The 18,781-nt window shown below is 63.9% G+C and carries 16 protein-coding genes; 9 read left to right on the top strand and 7 right to left on the bottom strand.

All coding sequences use genetic code 11. From position 1 onward, the window contains the following. Positions 1 to 44 precede the first annotated feature (44 nt). The 6 genes from MTX23_RS12250 (at position 45) to MTX23_RS12225 (ending at position 5,264) form a co-directional block, all read left to right on the top strand. Positions 45 to 1,964, top strand: coding sequence for a KUP/HAK/KT family potassium transporter (locus MTX23_RS12250; RefSeq protein WP_280976895.1), 1,920 nt, complete (start codon positions 45 to 47; stop codon positions 1,962 to 1,964). A 35-nt stretch (positions 1,965 to 1,999) separates the two neighbouring features. Further along, complete coding sequence (locus tag MTX23_RS12245) at positions 2,000 to 2,368, top strand: hypothetical protein (protein WP_280976894.1); 369 nt, start codon at positions 2,000 to 2,002, stop codon at positions 2,366 to 2,368. A 190-nt stretch (positions 2,369 to 2,558) separates the two neighbouring features. Then, positions 2,559 to 3,503 (top strand): metallophosphoesterase, encoded by a 945-nt coding sequence (locus MTX23_RS12240; RefSeq protein ID WP_280976893.1) that lies wholly within the window; start codon positions 2,559 to 2,561, stop codon positions 3,501 to 3,503. 18 nt (positions 3,504 to 3,521) lie between these two features. Continuing rightward, positions 3,522 to 3,845 carry a cupredoxin family copper-binding protein gene (locus tag MTX23_RS12235; RefSeq protein WP_280976892.1) on the top strand — a complete coding sequence of 108 codons (324 nt, stop codon included), beginning with the start codon at positions 3,522 to 3,524 and terminating at the stop codon, positions 3,843 to 3,845. Between the two features lie 94 nt (positions 3,846 to 3,939). Next, on the top strand, positions 3,940 to 4,497 hold the full coding sequence (locus MTX23_RS12230; RefSeq protein ID WP_280976891.1) for a sigma-70 family RNA polymerase sigma factor: 558 nt from the start codon (positions 3,940 to 3,942) through the stop codon (positions 4,495 to 4,497). Then, positions 4,494 to 5,264: an anti-sigma factor gene (locus MTX23_RS12225; RefSeq protein ID WP_280976890.1), complete on the top strand. Its 771-nt coding sequence runs from the start codon at positions 4,494 to 4,496 to the stop codon at positions 5,262 to 5,264. The genes MTX23_RS12230 and MTX23_RS12225 overlap by 4 nt, the downstream gene beginning before the upstream one ends. A gap of 126 nt (positions 5,265 to 5,390) precedes the next feature. Here MTX23_RS12225 and hpnO read toward each other — a convergent pair whose 3' ends face one another. Further along, the gene (hpnO, locus tag MTX23_RS12220) at positions 5,391 to 6,782 is read right to left on the bottom strand and encodes an aminobacteriohopanetriol synthase HpnO (RefSeq protein WP_280976889.1); all 1,392 of its coding nucleotides are present in this window, start codon (positions 6,780 to 6,782) and stop codon (positions 5,391 to 5,393) included. A gap of 102 nt (positions 6,783 to 6,884) precedes the next feature. On the opposite strand from hpnO, the gene MTX23_RS12215 reads away from it, so the two are divergent. After that, positions 6,885 to 7,511: a DUF2147 domain-containing protein gene (locus MTX23_RS12215; RefSeq protein WP_280976888.1), complete on the top strand. Its 627-nt coding sequence runs from the start codon at positions 6,885 to 6,887 to the stop codon at positions 7,509 to 7,511. Positions 7,512 to 7,688: 177 nt separating this feature from the next. Here the strand turns inward: MTX23_RS12215 and MTX23_RS12210 are convergent, their stop codons facing one another. Beyond that, positions 7,689 to 10,304 (bottom strand): MMPL family transporter, encoded by a 2,616-nt coding sequence (locus MTX23_RS12210; protein WP_280976887.1) that lies wholly within the window; start codon positions 10,302 to 10,304, stop codon positions 7,689 to 7,691. 453 nt (positions 10,305 to 10,757) lie between these two features. On the opposite strand from MTX23_RS12210, the gene ispH reads away from it, so the two are divergent. Both ispH and hpnH read left to right on the top strand, forming a co-directional pair. Further along, entirely contained in the window at positions 10,758 to 11,684 is a 927-nt protein-coding gene (gene ispH, locus MTX23_RS12205; protein ID WP_280976886.1) for a 4-hydroxy-3-methylbut-2-enyl diphosphate reductase, read from the top strand. A 42-nt stretch (positions 11,685 to 11,726) separates the two neighbouring features. Further along, the gene (gene hpnH / locus MTX23_RS12200) at positions 11,727 to 12,896 is read left to right on the top strand and encodes an adenosyl-hopene transferase HpnH (RefSeq protein ID WP_280976885.1); all 1,170 of its coding nucleotides are present in this window, start codon (positions 11,727 to 11,729) and stop codon (positions 12,894 to 12,896) included. 113 nt (positions 12,897 to 13,009) lie between these two features. Here hpnH and MTX23_RS12195 read toward each other — a convergent pair whose 3' ends face one another. From MTX23_RS12195 to hpnC, 5 genes are all read right to left on the bottom strand, one after another. Next, positions 13,010 to 13,693, bottom strand: a complete 684-nt coding sequence (locus MTX23_RS12195) for a phosphorylase (protein WP_280978055.1) — start codon at positions 13,691 to 13,693, stop codon at positions 13,010 to 13,012. Positions 13,694 to 13,764: 71 nt separating this feature from the next. Next, complete coding sequence (gene shc / locus MTX23_RS12190; protein ID WP_280976884.1) at positions 13,765 to 15,726, bottom strand: squalene--hopene cyclase; 1,962 nt, start codon at positions 15,724 to 15,726, stop codon at positions 13,765 to 13,767. Positions 15,727 to 15,794: 68 nt separating this feature from the next. Then, a complete protein-coding gene (gene hpnE / locus MTX23_RS12185; RefSeq protein ID WP_280976883.1) occupies positions 15,795 to 17,045 on the bottom strand; it encodes a hydroxysqualene dehydroxylase HpnE in 1,251 nt (416 codons plus the stop codon). Further along, complete coding sequence (hpnD, locus tag MTX23_RS12180) at positions 17,045 to 17,881, bottom strand: presqualene diphosphate synthase HpnD (RefSeq protein WP_280976882.1); 837 nt, start codon at positions 17,879 to 17,881, stop codon at positions 17,045 to 17,047. Before hpnD ends, hpnE begins: the two co-directional genes overlap by 1 nt. Continuing rightward, entirely contained in the window at positions 17,878 to 18,756 is an 879-nt protein-coding gene (gene hpnC / locus MTX23_RS12175; protein ID WP_280976880.1) for a squalene synthase HpnC, read from the bottom strand. Before hpnC ends, hpnD begins: the two co-directional genes overlap by 4 nt. Between the last annotated feature and the right edge of the window lie 25 nt (positions 18,757 to 18,781).

Below are 18,781 nucleotides of genomic sequence, written 5' to 3'. Positions count from 1 at the left end.
TGGTCGGCCACTTGCTCGGGACGTCATGACGATGGTAGCAGCGGATGCCCTTTTCGACGATTTCTGCCCTGGACGACAAGACTGGCTTCACCGGCACGGCGCACAGCCGGTTTGAGCAGGCGCCGAGCGCGACCAGCATCCTGCTTGCCCTCGGCATCGTCTATGGCGATCTCGGCACCAGCCCTCTCTATACGCTGCAAACCATCGTTCACCTGATGGGCGATAGCTTCACCCCGGAAGCTGCGCTCGGCTCGCTGTCGCTGATCGTCTGGGCGCTGATCATCACGATCTCGATCAAGTACTGCCTATTCGTGATGCGCGCCGACAATCATGGCGAGGGCGGCATTCTGGCGCTGATGGCGCTGACCGGCTCGCGATGGTCCGGCCACGGCCGATGGCTGATCGCGCTCGGGCTGTTCGGCGCCACCCTGATCTATGGCGACGGCATCATCACGCCGGCCATCTCGGTGCTGAGCGCGGTCGAAGGCCTGAATGTCGCAACCGACGTGTTCAGGCCGTATACGATGCCCATCGCCGCCGCGATTCTGATCGGGTTGTTCGCGTTTCAGCGTCACGGAACCGCAACCGTCGGCAAGGCGTTCGGCCCGGTGATGCTGCTCTGGTTCCTGACCATGGCGACGCTCGGCATCAGCGCGGTCGCGCGGCATCCCGACGTCTTGCGCGCGCTCAATCCGGAACACGGCTTTCTGCTCCTGACCACCCATGGTCTGCTCGGCTTCACGCTGCTCGGCGGCGTTTTCCTCGCGCTCACAGGCGGCGAAGCGCTCTACGCCGACATGGGACATGTCGGCCGCAAGCCGATCCGGCTCGCCTGGTACGGAATCGTGCTGCCGGCGCTCGTGCTGAACTACGCAGGCCAGGTCGGCAATTTCATCGCATCGCCTGATCATGGCGCCAATCCGTTCTTCAAACTCGCACCGATCTGGGCGATCTATCCGCTGGTGGCGCTTGCGACGCTGGCGACCATCATAGCAAGCCAGGCCATCATCACCGGCTCGTTCTCGATGACGCGACAGGCCATGCAGCTCGGATGGTTTCCGGGCGTGCGGATCAACCAGACGTCGGCCGAGGAATACGGCCAGATCTACGTGCCCTTCGTGAACTGGACGATGATGTGCCTGACAGTTGCGCTCGCGGTCGGCTTCGGCAGCTCCGATCGGCTCGCGGGCGCCTATGGCGCCGCCGTCTCAACGACCATGGTGCTGACCACCGCGCTGCTCTTCCAGGTGATGCGACGCACTTGGCACTGGAGCGCGGTGCGGGCGGCCGCGATCACGGGCGTGCTGCTCACGGTCGATCTTGCGTTCTTCCTCGCCAATCTCTTCAAGATCGAGGAAGGCGGCTGGATTCCCCTGCTGTTCGGCGCGCTGGTATTTGCCATCATGACCACCTGGCATTTCGGCATCGACGCGCTGCATCGGCGAAGCATGGCGCACGCGCAGCACGTCGATGCGTTTGTCGCTGGCCTGCGCGAGCAGCACATCGTGCGCGTGCCGGGGACCGCGATCTTCCTCACCCGGCTCGGCCACAGGATTCCGCCGATCATCGTCGACTATGTCAGGCAGGCGCATTCGCTGCACCGGACGGCAATCGCGCTAACCGCAAGCTTTGAAAGCGTCCCCCGGATCCGGCCGGCCGATCGCATTCGCTGCGAGCAGCTCTGCGAAGGCCTCTGGCACATCACCGTGCATTTCGGCTTCGTCGAGATCCCGGATCTCCCGACCGTGCTGGCGAATGCGAAGCAAGTCGGAGTGCCGGTCCAACACGACACGACCTACTACATCGAGCGCCACGATCCCGTCAGCCGCCCGCGCCGCAATCCATTGGCCCGATTCCAGATTGCCCTGTTCGCCTTCATGGCACGGAATTCCGCGCACGCGATCGATCGCTTCCGGATCCCGCGCGGCTCGCTGATCGAGATCGGCAGCCGGATGGAGATCTAGCAACTGATATGAGCCGCCGGTCGCGACGCGGCAGCATGATGGGCATTGTCGGGCCGTTCCATCACCAACGCTGCACGAAAAATGCCGCCCCCTTGCGGGGACGGCAGACGCTACTCACGCAGTACTGGAACCGATCAATGCTTGCCGTGGCGCTCGGCGTGATGCCGGCTGGCCTCGGTGTGGTGATGCTGGGCATGGCTTGCATGGCCATAGGCGCTATGCGCGTGGTGCGCCGCCTTCTCATGATCGCCGGCTTCGTGGTGCCTGGCAGCTTCGCGGTGATGGTGCGCCGCGTGTTCGTGATGCTCGGCCGCCTTGTTGTGATGCTCAACGCCTGCGCGGTCGCTCATAGGGCTCTCCAAGTGTGGCGAAGGAAGTCTGCCATCTTTGCGCAGGAGCGCTGACACTATGCTGACGGTTGCAAGACACCTTTGTTGCGGCCGTTCATGTTCGGAAGCGTTTGGCCCCATTTCGAAGGCGCCCCTCACGAAATCGTCATCTCCCCTGTCCCGCCCGGGATGGCGGGAATAAACGCCCCCGCCAGCCGATCACTTCCCCGGAAACCCAATCCCTGGGCCCACGGGAGACTTTGCCATGAGCGATCACGACCATCACGATGAGGAAAAAGGCGTCAGCCGACGCAAGGTGCTGGAATGCATGACCTGGGCCGGCACCGGCGTGCTCTGGACGATCACCGGGGGCGTGCCGCATTCGCTGGGCATTGTCGACTCGGCCGCGGCCGCCGAGGCGTCCGGCATGACGTTCATGCAGATCAGCGACAGCCATGTCGGCTTCGACAAGCCGGCCAATCCGAACGCCATCGGCACGCTGGAAGAGGCCATCAACAAGGTCAAGGCGATGCCGGCCAAGCCCTCCTTCATGATCCACACCGGCGATATCTCGCATCTGTCGAAGGCCTCCGAGTTCGACGACGCCGAGCGCATCATCTCGCAGGCCAAGCTCGACGTGCACTACGTGCCGGGCGAGCACGATTTCATCGACGAGGAGGTCAAGCTCTACAAGGAGCGCTACGGCCGCGGCACCACGGGCGCCGGCTGGTATTCCTTCGATGCCGGCGGCGTCCATTTCATCGGCCTCGTCAACGTCGTCGACCTCAAGGGCGGCGGCCTCGGCAATCTCGGCAACGAGCAGCTCGAATGGCTGGAGAACGACCTCAAGGGCCGTTCGAAGTCCACGCCGATCGTACTGTTCGCCCACATCCCGCTGTGGACTGTCTATCCGCAATGGGGCTGGGGCACCGAGGACGGCGGCCGCGCGCTTGAATATGTGAAGGGCTTCGGCTCGGTCACCGTGCTCAACGGTCACATCCACCAGGTGATGCAGAAGGTCGAGGGCAACGTTACCTTCCACACCGCGCGCTCCACCGCATTCCCGCAACCGGCGCCGGGCTCTGCCCCCTCGCCCGGCCCGATGAAGGTCGAGGATTCAAAGCTGCGCAGCATGCTCGGCGTCGCCAGCATCAACTTCAAGCAGGGCACCGAGCGGCTCGCCATCATCGACACGCCGCTGCAGGGCTAAGAAAAGGACGACAAAGCCATGACTTCAATCAACCGCCGCGACTTCGGCATCGCCGTGGTCGCGACCATGCTGCTGCCTGTCTCCGCGGCCCGCGCAGACGACGTCGCTGTCCACATCGACAACTTCGTGTTCCAGCCGGCCCAGCTCGACGTGAAGGTCGGCACCACCGTGACCTGGACCAATCGCGACGACATCTCTCACACCGTGGTGTGTGCGGGCAAATTCCGCTCGAAGCCGATGGACACCGACGGCACCTTCTCGTTCACCTTCACGGAAGCCGGTGAGTACAAGTATTTCTGTTCGCTGCATCCGCACATGACAGGCAGCATCAAGGTTGGGTAACGTGACCAGCCAGGTCATCACAACCAGGCCCGGCCGGTGGGGTTCGGTCCTCGGCCGGGCGAAAGCTCCTTCTGGAAACGCCGGGCAGAACACGATGGCGGTCAGAGCGTCGGACGACGACCCCGATAGAGCGCGGCGCTTCCGCGAGGCCGCGCTGCCCTATCTCGACGAGGCCTACACGCTGGCGCGCTATTTGCTGCGCGACGCCGCCGACGCCGAGGACGCGGTGCAGGAGTGCTATCTGCGCGCCTACAAGCATTTCGACAGCTATCGCGGTCCGGCGATGAAGCCGTGGCTGTTCGCAATCCTGCGCAACGTTTGCCGCGCCGAATATGCGCGGCGCAAGACCGCCCCCACCACCGTCGAGGAGATGCCCGAAAGCGCCGAGCAGGCGCCGCTGTGGCACGAAACCCCGGAGACGCCGGAACGGCAGATGCTGCGCCGCTTCGACGGCGACACCGTGCGCAAGTTGATCGCGGCGCTCGCCGAGCCGTTCCGCGAGACCTTCGTGCTCAGGGAAATCCAGAATCTTTCATACCGCGAGATCGCCGATGTCGCCGCCGTGCCGGTCGGCACCGTGATGTCCCGCCTCGCGCGCGCCCGCGCCATGCTGCGGTCAGCCTGGCTTGCGGAACAGGAGCAAGCGAAATGACCTGCGAGGAAGCCGAAGTGCTGCTTCACGCGCTGATCGACGGCGAGCTTGACGCCGGCCATGCGCGCGAGGTGGAGACCCATATCGAGGGCTGCGCGCATTGCGCCGCGCTGATGAAGGAGTATCAGGAGATCCGCCAGGCAATGGCCGAGACCGATCTGCACTATAAGGCGCCGCTCGAATTGCGCCGTCGCATCGAGAAGGCGTTGCCGCAGCCTCAGCCGCAGGCGACGCCGAGCCGCCGTTCGGTGCTGCGCGGCTTCGCGATGGGCTCTGCGGTTTCGGCGATCGCCGCAACCGGCCTGTTCGCGATCGTACTGCGCAACGACGACGAGCAGCGCATCGAGGCCGAGGTGGTGTCGGCGCATCTGCGTTCGCTGCAGGCCGGACACCTCACCGACGTGGTCTCGACCGACCAGCACACGGTGAAGCCGTGGTTCAACGGCAAGCTCGACGTCTCGCCGCCCGTGATCGACCTCACCGCTCAGGGCTTCACGCTGATCGGGGGCCGGCTCGACTACGTCAACGCCCGCGAGATCGGCGCCGTGGTCTACAAGCGGCGCCAGCACGTGATCAACCTGTTCGTGGCGCAGACCGCGAACACCGAACGCCGCCTGGCGACGATGACGACGCTGCAAGGCTTCAACATCCGCCGCTGGAGCGATCACGGTCTGAAGTACTGGGCGGTGAGCGATATCGGCGCCGACGAGCTGACGGAGTTCGGCGAGAAGTTCGAGACCGCGATGCAGGCGAACAAGGAGGGATGAGAGTCGTAGGGCCGATTAGCCGGAGACGTAATCCGCCGGCTCTGTCGCAAGCAAGTGGCGGGTTACGGCTTCGCCTAACCCGCCCCACGCGAGCTTCGCTCCATCCGGGCTACCAAGTCTTCGGGCTTACGCCGACTTGCGCACCGCGTTGTCGACCAGCGTCTTGCCAAGCGACCAGATCGCGCCGGGCACCTTGTGGCTGCCGGCGATCACCTCGTCGAACGCCTTTTCGATCCAGGTGCAGTCCTCTTCGGTGATAACGAGCGGCGGCAGCAACTTGATGGTGTGGCTGCCGTGGCCAGCGACCTGGGTCAGGATCTTGTAGTCTTTGAACAGCGGCACCGTGATAAGCTGGCAGAACAGGCCCTTGTTGGCGGTCTCCAGCAGATTCCACGACGCCTTCAGCTTGAGCGATTTCGGCGGGCCGAACTCGACACCGATCATCAGGCCCTTGCCGCGGACTTCCTTCATCAGTTCATAACCGGGCACCATCCGCGTCAGCGCGAGGCGGAGCTCGGCGCCGCGCTTGGCGGCCTGCTCGACCAGCTTCTCGGCCTTGATGACCTCGAGCGTCGCGATGCCGGCAGCCATCGCCAGATCGTTCTTCGCAAAAGTCGAGCCATGCACGACCGCGCGATCCATCTGGTTGAAGATCTTGTCGAAGATGTTCTTGCGCGTCAGCAGCGCGCCGATCGGCACGTGACCGCCGGAGAGCGCCTTCGCCAGCAGCACCATGTCGGGCTCGATGCCCCAATGCTCGATCGCGAGGAATTTTCCGGTGCGGGCGATGCCGGTCTGGATCTCGTCGGCGATAAACAGCGTGCCGTATTTGCGGCACAGCGCCAGCGCGCCGGGCAGGAACTCGTCGGTGGGCAGGTTGACGCCCTTGCCCTGGATCGGCTCGACGATGAACGCGCCGACTTGTCGCGACGACAAAGCCCTTTCGAGCGCTTCGAGATCGTTGAACGGGATCGGCGTGCAGCCCGGCAGCAGCGGTTCGAAACCGGTGCGGAAGTTCGTGTCATCCGTCAGCGAGAGCGCGCCATATGACAGGCCATGAAACGAATGCGAGCAGTAGACGATCCCGGGCCGGCCGGTCGCGCTGCGCGCGAACTTGATCGCGGCCTCGACGGTTTCAGCGCCGGAATTGGCGAAAAACACCTTGTCCAGATATGGAACATGTTCCAGCAGCCGTTCCGCCAGCACGCCGGCGAGCGTGGAGACGTCGAGTTGCACCAGATTCGGCAGATCGGCATCGAGCACGCTTTTCAGCGCCTTGCGCAACGCCGGATGATTGCGGCCAATCGCAAAAACGCCAAATCCGCTCAATAGATCGAGATAGCGGGCCCCCTGACGATCGAAGAGATATTGACCTTGCCCCCTCTGGAAGCCGACATCATAGCCGATGGTCTTGAGAACGCGAACGAGCTGCTCGTTGAGGTGTCGGGTATGCATGGCACCGCGCTGCCCCTCGCGCTCCACAAAAATCTCGGAAACGTCTAAATTGGAACTTACCATTCGTTACATACGTCGGTTGATGGCCATCTCGTCAACTTAAAACGCTCCATAGCGGCGTTTTGCCCCCCGCTCTGATCGTCCAGTTAAGCACAGGTTTGGACCATGTTGCACTGCCCAAGAACTTTCGCGCGTACAATAGCCTGTTCAGGTTTATTTTTGGCCACCGTATTAACACCGGCCTTGGCTGCGGATCCTACCGGTGACTGGAAAGACGCGGACGGCTTCGCGAACATCCGCGTCGCCCAATGTAATGGCAACATGTGGGGTGCAGTTGTCTGGGAAAAAACCCCCGGCGGCAAGGATAAGAACAATCCTGATCCCGCAAAGCAGACCCGGCCGACGCTCGGCATGCCGATCCTGATCGACATGAAGAAGAAGCCCGGCGCCGATGCGTGGGAAGGCCAAGTCTATAACGCCAAGGACGGCCAGCTCTACAGCGCGACGATCAAGCCTGTCGGCACCGATCAGCTCGAGATCCAGGGCTGCGTGCTCGGCTTCCTCTGCGGCGGCCAGACCTGGACCCGCGTCGGTCCGCCGATTCCAGTGAGCACCGCCAGCAATCCGCCGAAGGGCGCAGCCCCCAAATCGGCGGTACCGCCAAAGACCACAGGCTCGGTGGCGCATGGTACCAAGCCGGGTCAGAAGCAAGCCGCCAACGTGCCAGGTGCGCCTGGTGACACCGTCGGCGACATCTGTCTGCTTCCCGACATTGCGCACCCGACGCAGTAGCGCCGGCGACAGACGCGTCAGCGCAGCCTGCAACACAGCAGCACAGTCGCAAGCGAGAGCACAAGCAGCTTGCCTGTGCTCACTGGTGGCGGGATGCCAGCATAACCGCACGCGACGAGACCGACCGGCCCGGTGGCGCTTGCGACCGAGCCGGATCAGCAGCAGACCGCCAATGCATCAGGTGACGTCGTTGCCGATATCCGAGTCCTTCGCGACCTCGCGCGGCTTGCCCATCAGCGCGGGTTGGAACAGCAGCACCGCAGCGAGCGTGGTGACCAGCGACAACGCCAGCAGCTTGCCCATGCTCGCAGTCCCAGGATGACTGGATAGCCAGAGGCTGCCGAACGCTGTTGCCGTGGTCAGCGCGCTGAAAAAGATCGCGCGCGTCAGGCTCGACTGCAGCAGTTTCGTCCTGCCCTGCCGCCACGCAGTGACATAGTAGATCTTGAAGGCGACGCCCACGCCAAGCAGCAGCGGCAACGCGACGATGTTGGCGAAGTTGAGCGGCAGGCCGATCAGCACGCAGATTTCCAGGGTCACGACGCCGGCGAGCAGCAGCGGCACCAATGTCAGCAACACGTCCGTCACCCGCCGCAGCGTCAACCACAGCAGCAGGCTGATCACCAACAGCGCCCAAATGCCGGCGTGGATGAACGCCTTCACGACGACATCGCCGGATTTCAGGATCGAGACCGGTCCACCGATCGCGGTCGGTGCGGCGGCGAGCACGGCATCGGCGAAGCGGCGCAGATTGTCATTGTCGTTCGGATCACCCTTCGGCTCCGCCTCGACGCGCATCAGGCCGTCCTTGGTCTTCCAGCTCGCCACCAGCTCCGGCGGCAGGTTCTGCAGCGTGACCGTCTGCGCTTGCAGCGTGTTCCTGAGCTGATCGAACACGATCTTCATCGGTGCGACGAAGATGTCCTGCGCCTTGTCGCGGGTCGCTTGGTTCGAATCGGCGAGCTTCTGCAAAGCGTCGGCCAGGCGACGCGCGGCAACGCCGCCCGGCCCCTTGTTGTCGCCCGCCGTCTTGCGCAGGCTGTCGACCGAACTCTTCAGCGACTCGACGTTTTCCTGATCGGAGGGCGCCGGATCGATCGATTCGGGGTTGAGCGCCGGACCCAGCACCTTCGCGGCCTGCGCGATCAGCTGCAGCTTGGCCGGCTGGTCATCCGGCACGAAGCTGTCGAGCGACATCACGCGCGCCACCTCCGGCAGCTTCTCGAGCTTCGCCTCGATCTTCTTGGCGTCGGCCTCCGAGTTCGTCATCACGTTGATGGCATTGGCGCCCGTGTTCGGATCCTTCCTGAGATCGAGAAAGGTCGCGATCGACTCCACCTTGGAACTACGCAGATTGATCGGGTTGAAGTCGAACTTCATGTACTGGAGCAGTGGCATGCCCGCGAGCGCGACCAGCAGCGTGCCAACGATGATCGGGATGCGATGCTTCTCAAGGAAGTCGTCGACCGGAGCGAGGAAGGCATAGCCGACCGGCTCTCTCTCGCCCGGCGGATTGAGCAGATCGAGCAGCGCCGGCAGCACCGTGATGCTCGAGACGAACGCCACCAGCATGCCGGCGCCGGCGATCTTTCCGAGCTCGGAGATGCCCCGGTAATCGGTCGGCAGGAAGCAGAGGAATCCGGCCGCGGTCGCCATCGCCGCGAGCGACAGTGGCACCGCCGAACGGCGCGCCGCGTTTTCCAGCGCCAGCGTCAGATTGTCGTTCTTGAAGCGCTCGGAGCGGTAGCGGACGCTGAACTGAATACCGAAGTCGACGCCGAGGCCGACGAACAGCACCGCAAAGGCGATCGAGAGCAGGTTCAGCGACCCCACCATCATCAGGCCGACCGCCGTGGTGATGGCAAGGCCGATGAACAGGTTCACGAACACGGCGAAGATGATCTTGCCGGAATGCAGCGCCAACCAGAGGATGACCAGCACGATCAGCACGGTGCCGATGCCGTTGACGATCGCGCCGTCCTGCACCGTGGCATATTCCTCGTTGGCGATCGGCACCGGTCCGGTGAGCCGGACGCGCGCGTGATATTCGGTCGGGAATTTCAGGTCGGCCGCCGCCTGCCGGATCGCATCGGTTGCGGCCTTCCCAGGCTCCAGCGCCGAATAATCGATGATCGGCTTGATCTCGATGAACGCACGTTTGTCGGAATCGGTCAGCGGCTTGTCGCTAGTGAGCTCGCGCCAGGAGAAGGTGGCGTCACCCTTGGCGAGGATGGTCTCGACGGTCTCGGCGATCTGGTTGAAGGGACGTGCGGTGTTGTCGAGTTTGACCTGCCCGCGCTTGACGCCGGCAAGGCCGGTTTCGAGCGCACCGGTCAGGCCACGGATCGAGGGATCGCCCGCCATGATCTCGATCAGGGGTGCCGCCTGTTCGAGCTGGCCGGTCGTCTTGCCGACCTCCTCGGTCGGCAGGAACAGGAGCCCGTTCTTCTCGAAGAATTCGCCGGAGCCGAGCGGCGTCACCGCCTCGAAGTTCTTCTTGTCGGCGATCAGTTTGTCGGCGAGCGCCTTCGCCGCAGAGCTCGTCAGTTCTGGCGTCGCAGCCTCGACGACGGCAAGAATCAGCCGCTCGCGGTCAAAGGCTTGCTCGAACTGATTGTCGCGCTTGCGCCAGTCCAGGTCGGGCGAGATCAGCTTGTTGATGTCGGTGTTGATCGAAAAATTCCGGGCCGTGTAGTAGCCGGCGCCGACCGACAGGAGCAGAGCGAAAATGACAACAGGAAGGGCAAAACGCGTACACGTCCGAACAACGGAGACGACAATATTTGTCAGCACTTCGTATCTTTCTAATCTCGGGAAGCATGGCCGAAAACGCCCGCTGTCTAGCGGAGTTCCCGGAGCCGATCTAATGTTGTTTTGGTCATCTTCCTCGACACGACGGCGAGGAGTACCGAACAGCACACACGGCTACGAGCCGCCGGTATAAACCGCCTCGATGGGCGATAAAGTGACGAACAAGTGAGCGGACGGACGTTCGCAAGGAAGGACTGCGGTTACCATAATACCTCAAAGTGACCTTCCTCACAGATGGCGTCCCTTTTCGGGGCGCTTAGTTTTTGACACAAAGCCTTGTACTTCCATGTGCTTGGGACGTGGATTAAGTGCAGGAACTGCGTTGGTTCGGATGTTGCAATCCGCGTTGCCGATGTCCGGCGGGGTGGAGTGCGGCGTCGAAAATGCCGCAACGGCATTGAATAAGACGGGTGCAATTTGCGTAACGGACGTCCTATGGAAGTTTTTCTTGCCCAGCCGCGCGGCTTTTGCGCGGGCGTCGTGCGTGCCATCGAGATCGTGGAACGTGCGCTCGAGAAGTATGGCCCGCCGGTCTATGTCCGCCACGAGATCGTTCACAACAAGCACGTGGTCGAAAGCCTGAAGAAGAAGGGCGCGATCTTCGTCGAAGACCTGTCGGAAGTGCCGCCCAAGTCGGTGACCGTGTTCAGCGCCCATGGCGTGGCCAGGAGCGTCGAAGAAGAGGCTGAGGCCCGCGACCTGCCGGTGCTCAATGCCACCTGCCCGCTCGTCACCAAGGTCCACAACCAGGGCAAGCGCTACATCGCCAAGGGCCGCACCCTGATCCTGATCGGCCATGCCGGCCACCCCGAGGTCGAGGGAACCATGGGGCAAGTTCCCGGGCCGGTTTTCCTGATCCAGAGCGTCGAGGACGTGGCGGAACTGACCCTGCCGGCCGGTACTCCGGTAGCGTACATCACGCAGACCACCCTGTCCGTCGACGACACCAAGGACATAATCACGGCTCTTCAGGCAAAATTTACAGATATTCAAGGCCCAGACATCCGGGATATCTGCTATGCGACACAGAACCGCCAATCTGCGGTAAGGGACCTGAGCAAACTCGTCGACGTCATATTGGTGGTGGGGGCTGCCAATAGTTCCAATTCAAACAGGCTTCGCGAAATCGGCACCGAGGTCGGCGTCGCGAGTTACCTTATTGCCGATGGAAGCGAGCTCAACCCGGATTGGCTGAAGGATGCGAAGGCCGTCGGCATTACGGCGGGCGCCTCGGCGCCCGAAGTTCTGGTCGACGACGTGATCGAGGCCCTGAGGCAAATCGGACCGGTTACGGTCTCGGTGCTCCCGGGCCGGGAAGAGAACATCGAATTCCGGCTACCAGCCGAACTAACTGCAGGCTGATCGAAATACACCTTACGTAAAGTCCAGAAAGAAAACCGTCTAATGGCTATACCGTTCTTCAAGGAAATCCGTATCGGCGGCTACCTGATGAAGCAGAAGCTGCTTGGCCGCAAGCGTTATCCGCTCGTGCTGATGCTGGAGCCGCTGTTCCGCTGCAACCTCGCCTGCGTCGGCTGCGGCAAGATCGATTATCCGGATGCGATCCTCAACCGTCGCATGACCGCACAGGAATGCTGGGACGCGGCCGACGAATGCGGCGCGCCGATGGTGGCGATTCCCGGCGGCGAACCGCTGATCCACAAGGAGATCGGCGAAATCGTGCGCGGCCTCGTCGCGCGCAAGAAGTTCGTCTCGCTGTGCACCAACGCGCTACTGCTGGAGAAGAAGCTCGATCTGTTCGAGCCGTCGCCCTATTTGTTCTTCTCGGTGCATCTCGACGGCCTGAAGGACCACCACGACAAGGCGGTGTCGCAGAAGGGCGTGTTCGACCGCGCCGTCTCCGCGATCAAGGCGGCGAAGGCCCGCGGCTTCACCGTCAACGTCAACGCCACGATCTTCGACGGCCATCCGGCCGAGGAGATCGCCAAGTTCCTCGACTTCACCACCGAGCTCGGCGTCGGCGTCTCGATGTCGCCGGGCTATGCCTATGAGCGTGCGCCCGACCAGGAGCACTTCCTCAACCGCACCAAGACCAAGAAGCTGTTCCGCGACGTCTTTGCGCTCGGCAAGGGCAAGAAGTGGAACTTCATGCACTCCGGCCTGTTCCTCGACTTCCTCGCCGGCAACCAGTCCTACGAATGCACGCCTTGGGGCATGCCGGCGCGCAACATCTTCGGCTGGCAGAAGCCCTGCTACCTGCTCGGCGAAGGCTACGCCAAGACCTTCAAGGAGCTGATGGAGACCACCGACTGGGATTCCTACGGCACCGGCAAGTACGAGAAGTGCGCCAACTGCATGGCGCATTGCGGCTACGAGCCCACCGCCGCCACTGCGGCGCTGAGCAACCCGCTGAAGGCGATGTGGGTGGCGCTGCGCGGCATCAGGACCACCGGCCCGATGGCGCCCGAGATCGACCTCTCCAAGCAGCGTCCGGCCCAGTATATCTTCTCGGAGCAGGTCCAGAAGAAGCTCTCGGAGATCCGTCGCGACGAGGCGCTCGCTGCCCAGCAAAAAGCCGCGGCTGCCGCGCAGAAGGCCTCCACGGCCGCGTAAACCGCGCGCTGAGCCGAGCATCAAAAAAGGCCCGGTCGCGATGCGATCGGGCCTTTTGCTTTTGATGCTCTTGAGCGTGATCCGGCGCGGAACCGTCCAGCCTGCGACGGAAATCAGGCCGCCTTCGCCGTAATCAGAACGTCCTCCACCGGAGCCAGCACGTCGTTTCCGAGCAGGAAGCCGCGGCAACCGCGCAGCGAGCGCAACGCGCGGTTGAAGTCGATCCCCGTCGACACCAGCGCGCGCAGCGTCCGCGGATTGCGCACGATGCCGCGCAGCACCTTGCGCAGGTCGATATCGCCGTTCGGCTTCACCGCGGACTTGGCCAGTTCGGGCAGCGCCCGGTGGGCCGGATCACTGATCACGCGCAGCGCGGCAAATGGAATGCCCGCCCTATCGGCATAGGCCGCAGCGATATGGCTCTCCATGTCGACCGCGGCCGCCCCTGTGATCGAGCGTAGCGCGGCCTTGCAGGCCCGAGCCACGACGACCTGCTCCACGCCTGCGAGCCCACCGCGCACGATCCTGCGGCGCTTCAGCGCGGCGCTGGCGATCATCTCCTCGTTCAGCGCGGACGCCGCCAGGAAGCGCGTATCGCCGGACATCACCTCGGTCGCGACCACGACGTCGCCCGATTTGAGCGACGGATCGAGCCCGCCGGCCACGCCGAACGAAATCACGCCGCGGAATGTCGTTGGATCCAGTGTCGCCAGCAATGCGCGCAGTTGCTGCGGATCGCTGGAACTGCAGATCACGATCATGCCGGGACCCGCCGCAATGCGGGCCTCCTGCACCAATCCAGTCACAATCAATACCGGCCGAGGATCAATTCTGCTGCCCACGGTTCCGGCGGCCCCCGCCCCCAAAATCACATTCCGACCCCTACCACCCTGCTATTGGTGCTTCTCAAATTCCGATACCGCGCCATTGCCCAGAGCGGAAAGAATTTCGAGTAGCCATGATATCGCAAGTAAAATACGCGCGGAAACCCCGTAGCTGTGTATCGCTGCTCGTCCCAGAGTCCTTTTTCCGTCTGTGTTGCCTTTAGGTACTCCACCCCGCGGGCAACGGCCGGATTTTCGACTTCTCCGGCCGCCATCAGTCCAAGCAAAGCCCATGCCGTTTGCGAGGATGTGGACGGCGCGATCTCATAGCCCTTGTAATCCAGCCGGTAGCTGACGGCGTCCTCGCCCCAGCCACCGTCCTGATTCTGGACAGACACCAGCCAGTCGACCGCCTTTCGAATCATCGGATCGTTGCGATCGATGCCTGCGACATTTAGCGCGGATAATACCGACCAGGTGCCGTAGATGTAGTTCAGTCCCCAGCGGCCGTACCAAGACCCTTCCGCGAGCTGGGTCCGGCGCAGATAGGCGACGCCGTCGGCCATCGCCTTGCTGGTCTCTACCGTCTCGCCAAGCTGCCCCAGCATCGAAATGCAGCGCGCGGTGACATCCTCGGTCGGCGGATCGAGCAGCGCGCCGTGATCGGAGAACGGGATGTTGTTGAGGTAGTATTCGAGGTTGTTGACGTCGAATGCAGCCCACCCGCCGTCGCGGCTCTGCAGCCCCTCGATCCATTCGCGGCCGCGCGCGATCGCCGCGTCGTATTCCTTGGTCCCCGTGTGCCGCCGCGCGCGGTCCATCGCCATCACGACCACGGCTGTGTCGTCGAGATCCGGATAATGGTCGTTGTTGTACTGGAACGCCCAGCCGCCGGGACGAACGTTCGGCGCCTTCACCGCCCAATCGCCCTTCAGCTCGAGCACCTGGCGCGGCTTCAGCCAGTCGAGTCCCTGCTTCGCCTTGGCAAAGGTGTCCTCGCCGCCCACCTCCTCGAGCGCGTGGCAGGCCAGAGCGCTATCCCACACCGGCGAAACGCACGGCTGGCAATAGGCTTCGTGCTCGCCGATCACGAGCAACTTGTCGAGCCCACGGCGCGTGGTGGCGCGCGGCGGATAGTGTTCGTCCTTGCCGAGCGCGTCGTACATCATGATGATGTTGGCCATCGGCGGATAGATCGCGCCCATGCCGTCTTCGCCGTTCAGCCGCTCCTCGGTGAAGGCGAGCGCGGCGTCGATCGCGCGCCGGCGCAGGCTCTTCGGAAACATCGGCTCGACCACGCGCAGCACCGCGTCGAGCGATCGGAACAGATAGAACCAGGACGCGCTCTGGTGCGGCGCCTTCGGCGCCATGCGGACCGATTGCGGATCCTCGAGGAATAATTCGTCGATGCCGACGCCCTTCGGATTCTTTGCACGCGGCTTCAGCGCGGCGAGCACCATCAGCGGCACCATGGTGGTGCGCGCCCAGTAGGAGATCTTGTTGATGTGGAAGGGCGACCACATCGGCAGCAGCATGATCTCGACCGGCAATACCGGCGTTGCGCGCCAGCTCATGACGCCGAACAGCGCGAGCAGGAAGCGCGTGAAGACGTTGCTGCCCGCCGCGCCACCGCGCGAACGGATCGCTTCGCGCGCCCGCACCATGTGCGGCGCATCGACGGAATCGCCGATCATCTTCAACGCGAAGTACGACTTCACACTGGCGCTCATGTCGAACGGGCCATCGTGCACCAGCGGCCAACCGCCGTGTGCGCCCTGCACGCGGCGCAGATAGTTGGCGATCTTGGCTTCGAGCTCGGCGTCGACGGGTTCGCCGAGATAGTGGCGCAACAGAATGTATTCGGCCGGAATGGTGCTGTCGGCCTCCAGCTCGAACACCCAGTGTCCGTCGGACTGGCGATGACCGAGCAACGCCTCTGTCGCCCTGGAGATGCTGTTCTGCAGCGCGACCGGGTCGACTGTGATGCTGTGATCTCTCGAAAGCATTTCGCTCGATATCCTCTTCATCGCGGCCCCGCTCACGAAGGGTCGAAAGCCGCTACAACAGGTCAAATCTAGCGCGTGGCAAGAACCAGATCGGCGGCGCGATCCCCCGACCGCACCGATCCCTCGATGGTTGCCGGCAACCCGGTAGCAGTCCAGTCGCCCGCAAGGAACAGGTTTCTTTGCGCAGTCGCAGGCCCCGGACGCAGGGCATTCTGCTCCGGGGTCGCCTCAAATGTGGCGCGGCGCTCGCGCACGATCTGCCAGGGCGGCAATGCGCCGGAAACGCCGGACGCCTTGCAGATATCCCGCCAGATCGCCTGCGCGAGCTCCTCGCGGGGCATGTCGACCAGGCGGTCGCCGTTGCTGATCGTCACCGACAGCCGCTGCGGGAACGCGAACAGCCATTCGACGAGCCCGCCGACGACACCGAGAATGGGCACAGCATCGCTCGGCGGATCGATGCGGAAATGCGCGTTCACGATGGCGCGGAATTTCGAAGGCGTCTTGAGGCCGGGCAGCAGCGCCGCGGCGGCGCGCGGCGGCACCGCGACCACGACAGCATCGTCGGCCGCGAGCGCGAGCTTGTCGCCGCCGCCGAAGTCGAGCTCGCCGACGTGATCGCCGGACATGCCGAGCGCGCGCAGCTCATGGCTGAACTGGACGCTGTTGCCTCGCTCCTGCAGCAGCTTCACGGCGGGCTCGATCAGCACCGAGCTCAGGCCGTCGCGCGCGATCAGCGGACGGCAGGCCTGCCCGCCCGCCAGCAGCGTCTCGCGCACGATGGCGCCGGCGAGCCCGGCCGAGCCTTCCGGGGGATCGACGTTGAGCGCAGCCAGCAGCAACGGCTGCACCAGACGGTCATACAGTGTGCCCTTACAGGGGATGGTGTTGCCGACCAGCGCCTCGGTACCTGCCCAGGCCAGCGGCGCCAGTGCGAGATAATCGCGCAGGCTCGTATCGGGGACGCGGCGCGCCTCGTCGAACACCCAGAGCGGCAGCCGGGACTCGCCGAGGTCGAGCTGCCAGCGCCGGCCGGTCGAGAGGTCGACGAACGGAAACTGCGCGCGTTTCGGTCCGACGAGTCCGGCCTCGGTGCCGATCGAGCGCGCGTAGCTCAGCGCATGACTGTTGCCCGACAGCAGGAGATGGTTGCCGTTGTCGATGGTGAGATTGGTTGCAGCGTCGAAATAGGAGCGGCAGCGGCCGCCGGCCTGCTGCGTCGCTTCATGGACAGCCACCCTGTAACCGGCATTGGCGAGCCGCACGGCCGCTGACAGGCCGGAGATGCCGGCGCCGATGATATGAACGGTCTTTTGCATCAGATGATCGCGTAACGAAGAAGGATGCCGATCTTGGCGGCCTTGGACACACGGACCGGCGCGCGCGGGGCGGCAAAGCCGCGCGCAATCAGCAGATCGAGGATAGCGCGGTAGTATTTCGACATGATCCGCGGCGCGCGCACGGCGCGGCGCGAATTGCGCTTCATGATCTCGTCCGCCTTCTGGAAGTGCATCTTGGCGCGCTCGGCGAGCGGCACGCACACCTTCGGCAGCGCCCGGTCAGCGGTGACGCGGGCCGGATCGTTGTTGGTGATGCCGGCGTGCCACAGCCATTCGCGCGGCAGATAGAGGCGGCCGAGACCGGCATCCTCGTCGATGTCGCGCAGGATGTTGGTGAGCTGCAGCGCGCGGCCGAGGTGATGGGCGAGCTCGATGCCGTCATCCTCGGGCAGGCCGAATACGCGCACCGACAGCCGGCCCACGGCGCTCGCGACACGGTCGCAATAGAGATCGAGCGTCGCAAGATCGGGCGCACGGATATCCTGCGGCACGTCCATTTCCATGCCGTCGACGATCGCGACGAAATCCTCGCGTTTCAGCCCGAAGGTCTTCACCGAGGCGACGTAGTCCGCAAGCCGCGGCGGCGGGTTGCCGGCGTAAAGCGCATCGATGTCGTCGCGCCATTGCTGGAGCGCGGCCAGCCGCTCCGGCCGCGGGCCGTCGGAATCGGCGATGTCGTCGACCTGCCGGCAGAAGCTGTAGATCTGGAACATCGCCTCGCGCTGCGCGCGCGGCAGGATGCGCATCGCGGCGTAGAACGAGCTGCCGGACGCGGTGCTTCCGTAATTTGCGTTGGCCGCCGCCTCGACGCTCATGCACCGGCCGCCGTCTTGGACGCCGAGCGCCGCCCGGTCGCACGGCGCGCGGTCTCGCTCGCCACCCCGCCGAGGCTGTGCAGCAACAGCTCGATCGGGCTCAAATGGACGCGCTCGCTGAGCGGATCGCGCACCTTCAGCATGTTGACGATCCTGTCCGCGAAAGCCTGGATCACGCCGATCTCGAGTCCGAGCCTGAAATTCTTCACCTCGGCCGCGAGCGACTTGCTGTCATCGAGCAGCGCAGCAGTCTGCACCGCGAGCCCCTGCAGGCACGTCAGCAATGGCGGCGGCGATTTCGCTTCGCCGAGCATCTCGACGGTCGCGCCCGATGCGGCCAGCGCATCCCGCGGCAGGTAGACGCGGTTCAGGTTCTTGTAGTCCTTGGCGCAGTCCTGCAGGTGGTTGTTGATCTGCAGTCCCGCGCACAGCGCATCCGACGCCGTCCAAGTGGACGTGTTCTCGCCATGCACGTCGAGCATGAAGCGCCCGACCGGCATCGCCGAATACCGGCAATAGTCGATCACATCGTCCCAGGTCTCATAGCGCAGCTTCGTGACATCCATGCGGAATGCCACCAGCACGTCGAGCGCATGCCGGGGCGGCATCCCGCGCTCAGTGAGGGCGCGGCGCAGATTGACGGCTTCCTTCTGGGTGTCGCCGCTGCCAAGCAGCTCGGCCTCCAGAAGGTCGAGATAGCGCAGCTTCTCCTCGGCGGGCAGCGTGGCGTGGTCGGCGATATCGTCGGCGGTGCGGACGAAATTATAGAAAGCCAGGATCAGGGCGCGATGCCGCGGATGAATGATCCATGACGCGACCGGGAAGTTCTCGTCGCGGTGGGTCTTTCCTGATCGCAGGTCGCTCGCGGTGGTCATTGGAATTTTGGGCTACACTGGTCAT

It is taken from the genome of Bradyrhizobium sp. ISRA436 (assembly GCF_029910015.1).
GTDB lineage: Bacteria > Pseudomonadota > Alphaproteobacteria > Rhizobiales > Xanthobacteraceae > Bradyrhizobium.
This window is presented reverse-complemented; position numbering and strand designations above follow the sequence as displayed.

Excerpts from the sequence above, each read along its gene's own strand:
- hpnE (WP_280976883.1), bottom strand. The coding sequence starts at position 17,045 with ATGCAAAAGACCGTTCATATCATCGGCGCCGGCATCTCCGGCCTGTCA.
- MTX23_RS12250 (WP_280976895.1), top strand. The coding sequence starts at position 45 with ATGCCCTTTTCGACGATTTCTGCCCTGGACGACAAGACTGGCTTCACC.
- MTX23_RS12235 (WP_280976892.1), top strand. The coding sequence starts at position 3,522 with ATGACTTCAATCAACCGCCGCGACTTCGGCATCGCCGTGGTCGCGACC.
- hpnC (WP_280976880.1), bottom strand. The coding sequence starts at position 18,756 with ATGACCACCGCGAGCGACCTGCGATCAGGAAAGACCCACCGCGACGAG.
- shc (WP_280976884.1), bottom strand. The coding sequence starts at position 15,726 with ATGCTTTCGAGAGATCACAGCATCACAGTCGACCCGGTCGCGCTGCAG.
- hpnD (WP_280976882.1), bottom strand. The coding sequence starts at position 17,881 with ATGAGCGTCGAGGCGGCGGCCAACGCAAATTACGGAAGCACCGCGTCC.
- MTX23_RS12215 (WP_280976888.1), top strand. The coding sequence starts at position 6,885 with ATGTTGCACTGCCCAAGAACTTTCGCGCGTACAATAGCCTGTTCAGGT.
- MTX23_RS12230 (WP_280976891.1), top strand. The coding sequence starts at position 3,940 with ATGGCGGTCAGAGCGTCGGACGACGACCCCGATAGAGCGCGGCGCTTC.
- hpnH (WP_280976885.1), top strand. The coding sequence starts at position 11,727 with ATGGCTATACCGTTCTTCAAGGAAATCCGTATCGGCGGCTACCTGATG.
- MTX23_RS12240 (WP_280976893.1), top strand. The coding sequence starts at position 2,559 with ATGAGCGATCACGACCATCACGATGAGGAAAAAGGCGTCAGCCGACGC.
- MTX23_RS12245 (WP_280976894.1), top strand. The coding sequence starts at position 2,000 with ATGATGGGCATTGTCGGGCCGTTCCATCACCAACGCTGCACGAAAAAT.
- hpnO (WP_280976889.1), bottom strand. The coding sequence starts at position 6,782 with ATGGTAAGTTCCAATTTAGACGTTTCCGAGATTTTTGTGGAGCGCGAG.
- ispH (WP_280976886.1), top strand. The coding sequence starts at position 10,758 with ATGGAAGTTTTTCTTGCCCAGCCGCGCGGCTTTTGCGCGGGCGTCGTG.
- MTX23_RS12225 (WP_280976890.1), top strand. The coding sequence starts at position 4,494 with ATGACCTGCGAGGAAGCCGAAGTGCTGCTTCACGCGCTGATCGACGGC.